This window comes from Cupriavidus sp. 01L46 (genome assembly GCF_056399905.1).
In genome coordinates this window covers 1-12,120 of record NZ_JBFTSF010000203.1, presented here as the reverse complement: position 1 = coordinate 12,120, position 12,120 = coordinate 1, and the positions used below count along the sequence as shown (strand labels likewise).

12 protein-coding genes are annotated in these 12,120 nt (G+C 65.1%); 10 read left to right on the top strand and 2 right to left on the bottom strand.

What is annotated here, in order from left to right; translation table 11 throughout:
• Positions 1-130: 130 nt before the first annotated feature.
• From AC1DS3_RS27290 to AC1DS3_RS27265, 6 genes are read left to right on the top strand one after another with little or no spacing between them, the layout of a single operon-like run.
• Complete coding sequence (locus AC1DS3_RS27290; protein ID WP_441639605.1) at positions 131-739, top strand: TagK domain-containing protein; 609 nt, start codon at positions 131-133, stop codon at positions 737-739.
• Positions 729-1,565, top strand: coding sequence for a type VI secretion system accessory protein TagJ (locus AC1DS3_RS27285; protein WP_441639604.1), 837 nt, complete (start codon positions 729-731; stop codon positions 1,563-1,565). Before AC1DS3_RS27290 ends, AC1DS3_RS27285 begins: the two co-directional genes overlap by 11 nt.
• On the top strand, positions 1,558-2,088 hold the full coding sequence (gene tssE, locus AC1DS3_RS27280) for a type VI secretion system baseplate subunit TssE (protein WP_441639603.1): 531 nt from the start codon (positions 1,558-1,560) through the stop codon (positions 2,086-2,088). Before AC1DS3_RS27285 ends, tssE begins: the two co-directional genes overlap by 8 nt.
• Positions 2,089-2,092: 4 nt before the next feature.
• A complete protein-coding gene (gene tssF, locus AC1DS3_RS27275; RefSeq protein WP_441639602.1) occupies positions 2,093-3,973 on the top strand; it encodes a type VI secretion system baseplate subunit TssF in 1,881 nt (626 codons plus the stop codon).
• Positions 3,974-3,975: 2 nt separating this feature from the next.
• The gene (gene tssG, locus AC1DS3_RS27270; RefSeq protein ID WP_477128336.1) at positions 3,976-5,016 is read left to right on the top strand and encodes a type VI secretion system baseplate subunit TssG; all 1,041 of its coding nucleotides are present in this window, start codon (positions 3,976-3,978) and stop codon (positions 5,014-5,016) included.
• Positions 5,017-5,018: 2 nt separating this feature from the next.
• The gene (locus AC1DS3_RS27265; RefSeq protein ID WP_477128335.1) at positions 5,019-6,056 is read left to right on the top strand and encodes a type VI secretion system protein TssA; all 1,038 of its coding nucleotides are present in this window, start codon (positions 5,019-5,021) and stop codon (positions 6,054-6,056) included.
• Between the two features lie 315 nt (positions 6,057-6,371).
• Here the strand turns inward: AC1DS3_RS27265 and sodB are convergent, their stop codons facing one another.
• Together sodB and xseA are read right to left on the bottom strand one after the other, a co-directional pair.
• Positions 6,372-6,953, bottom strand: coding sequence for a superoxide dismutase [Fe] (gene sodB / locus AC1DS3_RS27260; RefSeq protein ID WP_183031929.1), 582 nt, complete (start codon positions 6,951-6,953; stop codon positions 6,372-6,374).
• Positions 6,954-7,106: 153 nt separating this feature from the next.
• On the bottom strand, positions 7,107-8,492 hold the full coding sequence (gene xseA / locus AC1DS3_RS27255) for an exodeoxyribonuclease VII large subunit (protein WP_477128334.1): 1,386 nt from the start codon (positions 8,490-8,492) through the stop codon (positions 7,107-7,109).
• 1,064 nt (positions 8,493-9,556) lie between these two features.
• Here xseA and AC1DS3_RS27250 point away from each other — a divergent pair.
• From AC1DS3_RS27250 to AC1DS3_RS27235, 4 genes are all read left to right on the top strand, one after another.
• The gene (locus AC1DS3_RS27250) at positions 9,557-10,177 is read left to right on the top strand and encodes a MotA/TolQ/ExbB proton channel family protein (RefSeq protein ID WP_477128337.1); all 621 of its coding nucleotides are present in this window, start codon (positions 9,557-9,559) and stop codon (positions 10,175-10,177) included.
• 6 nt (positions 10,178-10,183) lie between these two features.
• Positions 10,184-10,612, top strand: a complete 429-nt coding sequence (locus AC1DS3_RS27245; RefSeq protein WP_441639598.1) for an ExbD/TolR family protein — start codon at positions 10,184-10,186, stop codon at positions 10,610-10,612.
• A 208-nt stretch (positions 10,613-10,820) separates the two neighbouring features.
• A complete protein-coding gene (gene lpxK / locus AC1DS3_RS27240) occupies positions 10,821-11,930 on the top strand; it encodes a tetraacyldisaccharide 4'-kinase (protein ID WP_441639597.1) in 1,110 nt (369 codons plus the stop codon).
• Complete coding sequence (locus AC1DS3_RS27235; protein ID WP_441639596.1) at positions 11,911-12,099, top strand: Trm112 family protein; 189 nt, start codon at positions 11,911-11,913, stop codon at positions 12,097-12,099. The genes lpxK and AC1DS3_RS27235 overlap by 20 nt, the downstream gene beginning before the upstream one ends.
• The last annotated feature ends 21 nt before the right edge of the window (positions 12,100-12,120 follow it).

Here is a 12,120-nt window from a genome sequence, read left to right as displayed (position 1 = left end):
GGACAACAGATCCCTAATTCAAAGCCGCCGCGTAGACCGAAATTAATGACATCCGTTTGCATTTTGTCTAGCCGTGATTTTCGATTATCATCGGGTCCATTCCTGAACCTATCACTAGCGAGGCAAGGTCATGAGCGACTCRCAGACCCTCCCGGCAGGGACCGGCGCCACCGCCCCCGGATTCGACCGCGATAGCGATACGCCCTGGTCTTGGGATGCGCTCGGCGGGATGCACCCGGGCACGGCCGATCCGTTCTCGGTGCTGAGACCGGCGGCTGGCGAGCGCACAGCGCAAGCTGCTGCCCCCGATCGGACTGACGTGATCGAGCAGATCAAACGCGAGGCCGAGGCGGCGCTGCGCGATCCCGACTACGTGAGCGCCCACGCGGAGGCCAGCACTGGGGCGGCATCGGTTGTACCGGCGCAGATCGCTCGGAACCCGCTGCAGACGCTCGCACGCGAGGCCGACGATGCCCACAGCTTGATGGACATGCTTGCCACCGCCGGCCACATCAACGCCCTGATCGGCTCCCCGCAGCCCCTGGATGACCACCCGCTCTTTGTGATCCCGCCCGCGCCGGACGTGCTCTGGCTCTTCGCGGGGGACATCGTGCCCACCAGGCGCCGTGACGTGGCCGCTCCCCTTACCCGCCGCGAACACCACCTCATCTCGATGGATAGCGCCTACCGCCCTGCACAAGCACAAGCACAAACGCCGGAGCCCGATCATGGCGCTTGATACGCAAGCCCCCGAAAGCGCACTCGACACCGGGCTATCGTCGGTCCTGCGCCAAACCGGTTCGGTCACCGGCGCGCTCGCCGCGGCGGAAGGCCGGGTGCGCCTGCAGCCCGGCTCATTTGACTTCCGTTGGCAGCTATTCCAGTGGCTGTGCGTGGTTGGCGACTGGACGCGCGCGCTCCGGCAACTGCAGGTGGCCACGCGGCTCGCACCCGACTTTGCGCAAACCGCGCATGTCTACCGCGACTTGATCCGCGCGGAGGTGTTCCGGTGCGAGGTCTTCGCAGGCCGGCGCGCGCCCGGCTCCCTGCTGCCGGCCCCGGCCTGGATGTCCGGGCTGCACGTCGCGCTCTTACAAACCCAAACCGGTGAAATCGCCGCCGCCGATGGCAGCCGCAACCGGGCACTGTCGGAGGTCCCGGCCTCGCCCGGCATGCACGACGGTGTGCGCTTCGCGTGGATCACCGACACCGACACGCGCCTGGGCCCGACCTGCGAAATCGTGGCTGCGGGCCGCTACGCCTGGCTGCCTTTTTCCCAGATGCACAAGCTTGAGCTGGCCGAGCCTGCCGGCTTGCTCGATCTGCTGTGGCGCCCGGCCACCGTGACGTTCGCCGACGGTGTGGTCAGCCGTGGCTTCATGCCGGTGCGCTACCCTGACTCTGGGCAGGGTAGCGACGCCATCCGGCTCGCCCGCGAAACCAACTGGGCCGAAGTAGGCGAAACCGGTGTCATCGGATTCGGCCAGAAGACCTGGATGACGGATGCGGGCGATGTGGCCATGCTCGATGTGGCGACCCTCACGCTGGTAAGCGGGCATGGCTGACCACCGCCCACCACGGGTACCAAGCCGCCCGAATACGCAACTGCTGCCGACGCTCTTTGACCGGCTGCGCGACGACGCGCCCCAACGGCAGACCGAAAGCGCAAACGAATACACGGTCACGCGCGCCCAGATGCGCGAGATCATCCAGCGCGATCTCACCTATCTGCTCAATACCACCAACCGCGAGGATGAAATCGATCGCAAGCGCTATCGCGCTGCCGCTGCATCGACGATCAACTACGGGGTACCGCCGGTCGCCGGCAGTTACCTGTCCGAGCGTAAGTGGAACGACATCGTCAACATCGTCAGGCGCGCCATCCTGGACTTCGAGCCCCGGCTCATTCCCGGCTCGCTGGACGTGAAGCCGCTTTTGAAAGAAGACGCGCCGCAGCGCTACAACACCCTGGTGTTCGAGATCAAGGGCCTGATCCATATGGACCCATACCCGATGGCATTCACTGCCCAAAGCTCACTCGACCTGGAAACCAGCCGGATGAGCGTCCAATCGATTCACACCACCTGACGCCATGGATCCGCAACTGCTCGACTATTACAACCGCGAGCTCGTCTACATGCGCGAGCTGGCCGGGGAATTCGCCAATCAGCACCCGAAGGTAGCGAGGCGCCTGGGCATGCATGGCACCGAGGTGGCCGACCCCTATGTGGAACGCCTGATCGAGGCGTTCTGCTTTCTGTCGGCGCGCACCCAGATCAAGCTCGATGCGGAGTTTCCGCGCTTTACGCAGCGGCTGCTGGAGGTGGTCTACCCGAACTACGTGGCGCCGACGCCGTCGATTGCTGTCGCACAGTTCCGCCCCAGCCGGATCGAGGGCGATTTTGCCCGTGGCGTGGAGGTGCCGCGCGGCGCGCAGGTCGATGCCGCGCCGGCGCCGGGCGAGAAGACGGCCTGCCAATTCAGGACCACGCAACCCCTAACGCTGTGGCCGCTCGAAATCACCGAAGCCCGGCTCACTGGCATTCCACCGGACATTCGCGGGCTGGAGCGCTATGTGCCTGCCCACCTGACGGTACAGGGAGCRCTGCGCCTACGCCTGCGCTGCACGCGCGATGCCACCTTCGATCAATTGCCCGGCCTGGACCAGTTGCCAGTCTATCTGCGCGGGGACGACCAAATCGCCTCGCATCTGTTCGAGCTCTTGCACAGCGCCGGCGTCGCCACGCTGATTGGACAACCCGGCGCCATGAGCGAACGCCCCTACGCGGTGGCAGAGGATGCCGTCAGCTATGTGGGCATGGGTCCGGGCGAGGGTGCGCTGCCGTTGCCGTGGAACAACTTCTTTGGGCACAACCTGTTGCATGAGTATTTCGCGTGCCCGCAACGCTTCTACTTCTTCGGTCTCAACAAGCTGGCACAAGGGTTCGGCCAGATCCGCGGCAAGGAAGCCGAGATCGTCGTGTTGCTGTCAACGCCGCCTGGCAATCTGATCAGCCAGGTCGACCGGGACCAGTTCGCGCTCTTTTGCACACCGGTGGTCAATCTGTTCCCGAAACGCACCGATCGCATCGAGATCACACCCGGCCGCACCGACTTCCATCTGGTCGCCGACCGACAGCATCCGCTCGACTATGAAATCTACGCCGTCAAGCAGCTCTCCGGGCAGAAGTCCCAGCACAGTGCCAGCATCGCCTTTCAGCCGCTCTTTGCCACGCTGAACAGTGACGAGGGCAATCACGGCCGCTACTTTTCCCTGCGGCGCGAGCGCCGGCTGATCTCGGAGCAGGCTCGCAAGTACGGCACTCGCACCGCATACGTCGGTACCGAGCTGTTCGTGTCGCTGGTGGACCAGCACGAGGCCCCTTACCCGGACACCTTGCGCTACCTGTCGGTGGAGTCACTGGTCACCAATCGCGACTTGCCCAATCTGGTACCGCGCAATGGCCTGCACGACCTGACCCCGGCGGCATCCATCCCCGTGGACGGAATCGGCCTGATCCGCGCGCCGTCGGCACCTCGGCCACCTTATGCGGACGGCGAAATGGCCTGGCGGCTGATTCGGCTATTGGGCTTCAACTACCTGTCGCTGACCGACCTGGAGCATCGCTCAGGCGGCCAGGGTCTGCGTGACATGCTTCGGCTTTTCGTGGCGAGCGACGATCTGGCGCACCAGGCGCAGATCCAGAGCCTGATCGGCTCGAAGGTGGAGCCGGTCATGCGACGGCTGCCGGGCAACGGCCCTTTGATCTACGGCCGTGGTATCCAGTGCCAGCTTACCGTGGACGAAGGCGGCTTCTCCGGCATCAGCCCATACCTGTTTGGCGTGGTGCTGGAGCATTTCCTGGCGCGTCACGTGTCGGTCAACGTCTTCACGCAGACCGAACTGCACTCGATGCAACGCGGCCTGGTGCATCGTTGGCCCGTGCGCATGGGCGGCCGTAGCGCCGTGTAGCCATGTTCAAAGGACACGACGACAATGCGCCGCCAGCGCTAACGGCCACGGCGCCGCCGGGAAGCTACGCCGGCCAGGCGCCGTGGAAGCTGAGCTTTCTTGGGCTCCTGCGGCATCTGTCCGCCCTGCACCCTGACTTGCCCCCGATCGGGCAAGCCAGCCGGCCGCGCGACGAGCCATTCCGGGCTGGCCAGCAGGCCGCGCTCACCTTCGCGCCCCGCGAGATCGCGCAGGTGCAGCCGCTGCCTGGCCGGCTCAAGGTGCAGTTGTTTGGTCTGGGCATGCTGGGGCCGAATGGGGCACTGCCGATCCACCTGACGGAAATCGTACGGGAGCGCAGTGAAACACACCGGGACAGCACCACCGCCGATTTTCTGGACCTGTTCCACCATCGCGCTTTCACGCAGTTCTACCGTGCCTGGGCAGGCTCGCAAGCCGCAGCGGGCCTCGATCGGCGCGACGACGAGGTGTTCTCCCGCTATATCGGTTGGCTGACGGGCAACGAAGCCGAAGAGATCGCGCACGGTCCCCTACCCCCGCACGCGCGGCTCKCCGCCGGTGCGCATCAGGTGCGCGAAGCACGCAATCCCGATGGCATTGCGGCCACGCTCTCGCACTTCTTCGGGGTATCCGTCAGGCTGGAAGAATATGTGCTGCACTGGATCGCCATCGATCCAGCCGAACACAGCCGCCTGGGGCATCCGGGCGCCCCAAGCGTCATGGGGCAAGGCGCCATGCTTGGCGAGATGGTACCGGACCGGCAGCACAAGTTCCGCCTGGTGATCGGTCCGCTCGGGCTGCAGCAGTACCTGAACTTTACGCCCAACGGCCGGGACCTTCCGACGCTCATTGAATGGGTGCGCGCCTTCGTAGGCTATGAATTCGTTTGGGAAGCCGAGCTGCAGGTGATCCCTGACTCTGCTCCACCCGCCATCCTGGGCTCACAGGAACGCMTGGGCTGGTCTACATGGCTGGGCGAACCGGATCGCAGCCGCGCCATCACCGGCATGGTGTTCGAGCCCGAACACTACGCGACACATTGACCATGAAAGCCAAAACCAAGCCCGTACCGGCGCCAAGACCTGAATTTCCCTTCCCGGARCTGCTGGAACCGGTCTCTMCCGACAGGCCATGCGGCGATGACCTGGAGTACGACCCTGAATTCGTCATACTTCTGGCCAAGGCCGCTCCGAGGGCCGACGCACAGTACGGCGACTTCGTCAGTGAGCCGGAAGCCTGCAACTGGGCCGAGCTGGAGCGCGACTGCCGGCGCCTGCTCTTGCGAACGCGCGACATCCGCATTTTGGTGCTGCTGCTGCGGTGCCGTACTCGGCTAGCCCAGACGGCCGGGCTGAGAGACGGCCTCGATGCGCTGGCGCAACTGCTGACGAAATGGCCGGATGCGATCCATCCGCAGTTGATGGTCGATGGCGAAGCCGATCCTGCCATGCGCGCCAACGCACTGGCCGCACTGGCCGACCCGGAAGGGCTGATGCGGGACGTGCGGGCGTTGACGATCACGGGCAATGCCGCGCTTCGGCTGCAGGTCCGGGACGTCGAGCGTTCGCTCGGTGTGCCACGGCCCGTGGACGCCCCGGCGCCGGAATCGGTGCGCCTGCAATTGCAGGATTTGCGCCAGCAGCACAGCCCCGCCCTCCTCGCAGTGGACGAAGCCGCAGGATATGCCGCTGCCATCGACGGCTGGGCGAAAGCCAACCTCCGGAACGACCGCCCTGACCTGAGCCCGCTGCTCAAGCTACTCGGCACGATGACGGGTAATGTCGCGGCCGCCGCCGCGCCGCGGCCCGATTTGAGCATCGCGGCCTCGACAGGCGACGGTGCCGCAGGTGGTCTTTCCCCTATAGCGACCACCGAGCATGCAGCCGCCGACATGCCGCGGGACCGCGATGCCGCCTTGGCCGGCGTCCGCACCGCTCGTCAATGGTTCGAACTACATGAACCCAGCAGCCCCGTAGCGCTACTGCTCAGGCAAGCCGAGCGGCTGACTGGCAAGCGCTTCGATGAAGTGTTCCAGGCAATCCCCGCCGAGCTGGTGGAGCGCTGGGCGCAGGACAATTCGTGATCTTCCAACCGTTCGGGGAGCGCATCGTCCCATGCATTTTAAGAGGCTGTTTCAAAATGAAGCGAAGCGGTTCTGGCTAGGCGCGCGGCCGCAGACAGTACAAGTGGTACGGCAAGGCCGCGCAACGACGCCAGAATCTTTTTGAAATGGCCTCTAAGTAAGCTCGGAGACACCAGAACGTATTGTCTCGAGCGACTGCCGCGGTCGCCGGCATGGGTAGCGCCACCATCGCTGGCGCGGTCCGCCATCGAGACAAAAAAAGCCCCTGAATCCAGGGGCCATTTTTCAACGTCTTGTGTAGCAGCAACCGCTAGATCAACCAGCGAAGTTCTTGCTGGCGAAGTCCCAGTTCACGACGTTCCAGAATGCCTCGACATACTTCGGGCGGGCATTGCGGTAGTCGATGTAGTAAGCGTGTTCCCACACGTCGCAGGTCAGCAGCGGCTTGGCGTCGGTGGTCAGCGGGGTAGCGGCGTTGGAGGTCGAGACCAGGTCCAGCGAACCGTCGGCCTTCTTCACCAGCCAGGCCCAGCCCGAGCCGAAGGTGCCGACCGCGGTCTTGGTGAATTCTTCCTTGAACTTGTCGAAGGAGCCGAACTTGGCGTTGATGGCATCTGCCAGTGCGCCGGTCGGTTGGCCGCCGCCGTTGGGCTTGAGCGAGTCCCAGTAGAAGGTGTGGTTCCACACCTGGGCGGCGTTGTTGAAGATGCCGCCGGAGGACTTCTTGACGATGTCTTCGAGCGTCGAGTTTTCGAACTCGGTGCCCTTGATCAGGTTGTTCAGGTTGGTGACGTAGGTCTGGTGATGCTTGTCGTGGTGGAACTCCAGGGTCTCCTTGGAGATGTGCGGAGCGAGCGCATCATGAGCGTAAGGCAGCGGGGGGAGAGTATGTTCCATTGTTCTGTCTCTTTCTGTGGGGTTGAAGATCAGGAATTGTCGATTGTAGGGGACTTGCCATACCCGCGCAAACGCGGCAGACAAAGCCCCTTCGACCATATTAGTTTGATCGATATGCAAGCGCTGTCGGCGGCCCGCCGACGCGCGCCGGGCTTAGAGTTCCGCCAGCCGGGGCTGGACGCTGGCGAGGCTGGCATCGGCCACGCCTTCGGCCAGGTGGACTTCGATCACGGCGCCCGCGCGCAGCTCCAACGGCGAGCGCAAGGCGTGTCCGCGCTGGTCCAGTAGCACCGCGTAGCCGCGCTCCAGGGTGCGCTGCGGCGCCAGCACCTCGAGCGTGCCGGCGGCGCGCTGCCAGCGCTGCCCGGCGCGCTCAACCTGGCGCTGCGAGGCATCGCGCAGGCGCAGCGCGGTGCGGCGCAACTCGGCCTGGGCCAGGGCCAGGTCGGGACGGCCGGCAGCCCAGCGCATGGCCAGCACCTGCTGGCGGTGCCGTTGGGCGGCCACGGTATCGCGCAGCGCAGAGCGCAGGTGACGCATGAGGTTGTCGACCTGCAGGCGGCGCTCCTGCAGCTGCGCTTGCGGGCTGCGCAGGCGGCGCGCCAGCCAGTCAAGGTTCTGGGCCCGCCGGTCGAGCTGGCGCTGCATGCACTGGGCCAGCGCGTCGCGCGCGCGGCTGGCTTGCAGCAGCATATGGCTGCGGTCCGGGCTGACCAGCTCGGCGGCGCCGGTGGGCRTGGGCGCGCGCACGTMGGCGACGAAGTCGGCGATGGTGAAATCGGTCTCGTGGCCCACACCGGAAACCACCGGCACGGCGCAGCGCGCAATGGCCTGCGCCACACTCTCCTCATTGAACGACCACAGGTCCTCGATGCTGCCGCCGCCGCGGCACAGGATCAGCACATCGCATTCGTTGCGCTCGCTGGCGGTGTCGATCATGGCGGCGATCTTCGCCGAGGCGCCGGCGCCCTGTACCGGCACCGGGTAAACCACGACGGGCACATGCGGCGCGCGCCGGCGCAGGGTGCTGATCACGTCGCGCAAGGCCGCCGCCTGCAGCGAGGTGATCACGCCGATGGTGCGGGCGTGAACCGGCAGCGGCCGCTTGCGCTCGGGCGCGAACAGCCCGGCCTGCGAGAGCTTTTCCTTCAGGCGCAGGAATGCCTCGTACAGATTGCCAAGGCCGGCGCGGCGCATGCCTTCTACGCCCAGTTGCAACTCGCCGCGCGCCTCATACATGGATACGAGCGCCCGTACCTCGACCGCCTCGCCCTCGCGCGGCGTGAAGTCGACATGCTGGTTGCGCCCGCGGAACATCACGCAGCGAATCTGGGCGCGCGCGTCCTTGAGCGAGAAGTACCAGTGGCCGCTGGCGGCGCGTGTGAAATTTGAGATTTCGCCCCGGACCCAGGTCAGCGGGAAACTACGTTCCAGTACCTGGGCGATCGCGTGGTTCAGCTCTCCGACGGGAATCGCCTCACGCGCCCCGGGAGGGGCCATCGGCTGGGTTTCACGCGAAAAGTTCAACGGTTCTGACATGGCGCACGGCCGGGCAAGCGGCGTGGAATTGACATGTCCACAGCATAACTGGTCTGTCAAGTCTCTTGGAGTGGGGGAGGCAATAACCCCGCAAAGCCGCGTGACTTGACACAAGCCTTTGATTCTTATGCGCTTTCAGCTGTCTTATTTTTTAGGCAATGTAAGCAAACCCCTTATGCGTCAAACACTTACCGGCTGCACCCCAGGCTTGTTCACAAAGTTATCCACAGGAACTCTGGACAACCTTGGCTAGAACGCGCTGCCTGTGGAAAACTATTTCCTGCCCGCCGGAGGTGCCCATCCGGCGGGCAAAAGAGATCGCAAGGCCTCCTTAGCATGGCATGGCAGGGCGATGTCCCGAGCCTGAGCACGGGGACTGGAAAACACCGTGCAAATGGCTATTGCCCATTTTTTAATCAGCATGTATGAAGCGCTGTTCAATCAATGACTTAAGTGGCTTCTCAGATAGTTTTCCACAACCCGTCCACAAGACTGTCCCGGCGGAATGTGGAAAGTGAGAGACATACCGGGATTTTTTCATTCGCGGGGCGTTGGAGGCCCTCGAGAAGCCCATCTGGCGTGCCCTGCACATTATTTAGGCACTATGTATACTCACCTTTCCAATCAATGACTTAGCATTCTTTTCAGGCGTCTGTCCACAAACGGTCCACAGCACTGTCCTGTTTTAATGTGGATAGAGCGGACTCCGGTTTTGCGCGGTTCGCGCGTGCCCGAAGGATGTCCGCGCCACTCGCCGCCTGCCCGCTTTTTAGGCGGCCCACAATTTTTCCTTATCAATCAGTGACTTGACCGCCTTGTCAGCCCTCTGTCCACAATTCATCCACAGCGCTGTCCCTGTTCCATGTGGACATCCCGGCAGTCGCCGCCTCCAGCGCCTCGCGCGCACGATGCGCGGCAGACACACCGCGATGCTGCGTCTTGCCCCGCCCGGTGCTGCGGGTTAGAGTGGCGCCTGATTTTTTCGAACATTTTCGAACATAGCCAGCGCGCGCACGGCCGCGGCGCCTGGCATGAGCACACAAGCCGTTGACTCGGGGTTCCACGTGTTTTCCATCATTCAAGCTGCCGGCTGGCCGATCTGGCCGTTGTTGCTCGCCTCGGTCATCGCCCTGGCGCTGATCGTCGAGCGTTTCCTCAGCCTGAAGCGCAGCAAGGTGCTGCCGCCCAAGCTCTACGACGAARCCCTGTCGGTGGCGCACCAGCGCCGCGCTACGCCGGAGGTGGTCAACACACTGGAGCAGAATTCCCCACTGGGCCGCGTGCTGGCCGCTGGCCTGCGCCATGTGGTGCTGCAGCCGCATACATCCCGCGATGCCGCCAAGGAAGTGGTCGAGGAAGCCGGGCGCGCCGTGGCGCACGAGCTGGAGCGCTACCTGAATGCACTGGGCACGATCGCATCGGTAGCGCCGCTGATGGGCCTGCTGGGCACCGTGATCGGCATGATCGAGATCTTCGGCAGCCAGGGTGGTGCCGGCGCCAGCCCCGAGCAGCTGGCACATGGCATCTCGGTGGCGCTCTATAACACCGCCTTCGGCCTGATCATCGCGATTCCGGCACTGATCTTCTGGCGCTACTTCCGCCGGCGCGTGGACGACTACGTGGCCGAGCTGGAATTCCGCGCCACMGCCTTCCTGGACGCCATCCTGCCGCAGCGCCGCGCCTGATACGCCATGCACTTCCGATCCCGCCAGCGGCGTGAAGAACCGGAGATCAACCTCATCCCGTTGATCGACGTCCTGCTCGTGATCCTGATCTTCCTGATGATCACGACCACGTACTCGCGCTATACCGAGCTGCAGATCCAGCTGCCGACCGCCGACGCCGAAAAGGCGCTGCAGCGCCCCGGCGAGATCGTGGTATCCGTATCCGCCAAGGGCGTCTATTCGATCAACAAGCAGGTCATGGACCAGCAGGACGTGACCAGCCTGGCCCAGCGCCTGCGCGAGGTAGCGGCCCCGGCCGATGGCCAGCCGCCCGTGCTGATCGTCAATGCGGATGCGCAAGCCACGCATCAGTCCGTGATCAACGTCATGGAAGCCGCCCGCCTGGCCGGGCTGCCCCGCCTGACCTTCGCCACGCAGAGCTCGCAGGCGCGCTGAGCGGCCCGGCGCGGGGACGCAATCCCGCGCTTGCGAGCCGCACCTTGCGGCGGGCGCCGCAAGGTGCCCATAATGACTGGGTGGCTCGCCTGCGCTGCCCCGCAATGACGCAATGAAGCGATCATGCCGGCGCGCCGTGCTACCGTCCCCGGCCCCATCCCTGCCCTTTTCAACGCAGCATTACCGCCCAGCCCTGCCTACCACGCCCATGCCCGCTCCCCGCAACGCCCTTGCCGACTTCGTGACCGCCCAGTGGCAGCGCCGCGGCTGGTTCGCCTGGCTGATGCTGCCGCTGTCGTGGGTGTTCGGCCTGGTCAGCGGCTGGCGGCGCCTGGCATACCGGCGCGGCTGGTACCACTCGACGCGCTTGCCGATGCCGGTGGTGGTGGTCGGCAACGTGACCGTGGGCGGCACCGGCAAGACCCCCGCGGTGATCGCGCTGGCCCATGCACTGGCCGAGTCCGGCCTGCGCCCGGGTGTGGTCTCGCGCGGCTATGGCGTCAAGCTCAAGCATCCGCGCCGGGTCAAGCCCACCTCGCAGGCCAAGGACGTGGGCGACGAGCCGCTCTTGATCGCGCGCGCCACCGACGTGCCGGTCTGGGTCTTCCCCGACCGCGCGCTGTGCGCGCAGACCATGCTGGTCTCGCACCCCGGCGTCAACGTGCTGCTGCTCGACGATGGCCTGCAGCACTACAAGCTGCAACGCGACTTCGAGATCGTGATGTTCGATTCGCGCATGGGCGGCAACGGCCTGCTGCTGCCGGCAGGCCCGCTGCGCGAATCGCTCTCGCGGCATCGCGACGCCACCCTGATCAACGACCCGGACTTCCGCCCCAGCCCAGGCCAGCCGGATGTCTACGGCATGCGCCTGGTGCTGGACGACGCCTGGCAACTGGCCGACCCGACCATGGCCAAGCCGCTGTCGGCGTTTGCCGGGCAGCGCGTGCTGGCCGCCGCCGGCATCGGCAACCCCGAGCGCTTCTTCGCCAGCCTGCGCGCAGCCGGCCTCGCGCCGCAGACCATGCCCCTGCCGGACCACTACGACTTCGCCGAAAACCCGTTCGCCGGCGACCCTGCCGCGCAAGCGGCCGATGCGATCCTGATCACCGAGAAGGATGCCGTAAAATGCGAGCGCCTCAGTGACCCGCTGGACCCGCGGATCTGGGTCGTCCCCACCACGCCCGTGATCGACGCGGGCCTGATCGAAAAAATTCGCCGCGCCGTCGCCGCGCATGCCCAGGCCGCTCCCACAGCGCCGGGCGCCGCGACCGCCGCCGGCCACACCAAGGAAACGCAAGATGGACAACCGGCTGCTTGAAATCCTGGTCTGCCCGCTGTGCAAGAGCAAGCTGGAACATGACCGCGCCGCCCAGGAACTGATCTGCCAGGCCGACAAACTGGCCTATCCGATCCGCGATGGCATTCCCATCATGCTGGCCGATGAGGCGCGCCAGACCGTGCCGGGCCGGCTGGTCTCGCCGGAATAAGYGGATCGCACCATGTCGCTG

Coding starts and splice junctions, on each gene's coding strand:
- AC1DS3_RS27245 (WP_441639598.1), top strand. CDS start 10,184: ATGCACTTCCGATCCCGCCAGCGGCGTGAAGAACCGGAGATCAACCTC.
- AC1DS3_RS27235 (WP_441639596.1), top strand. CDS start 11,911: ATGGACAACCGGCTGCTTGAAATCCTGGTCTGCCCGCTGTGCAAGAGC.
- sodB (WP_183031929.1), bottom strand. CDS start 6,953: ATGGAACATACTCTCCCCCCGCTGCCTTACGCTCATGATGCGCTCGCT.
- AC1DS3_RS27285 (WP_441639604.1), top strand. CDS start 729: ATGGCGCTTGATACGCAAGCCCCCGAAAGCGCACTCGACACCGGGCTA.
- lpxK (WP_441639597.1), top strand. CDS start 10,821: ATGCCCGCTCCCCGCAACGCCCTTGCCGACTTCGTGACCGCCCAGTGG.
- tssE (WP_441639603.1), top strand. CDS start 1,558: ATGGCTGACCACCGCCCACCACGGGTACCAAGCCGCCCGAATACGCAA.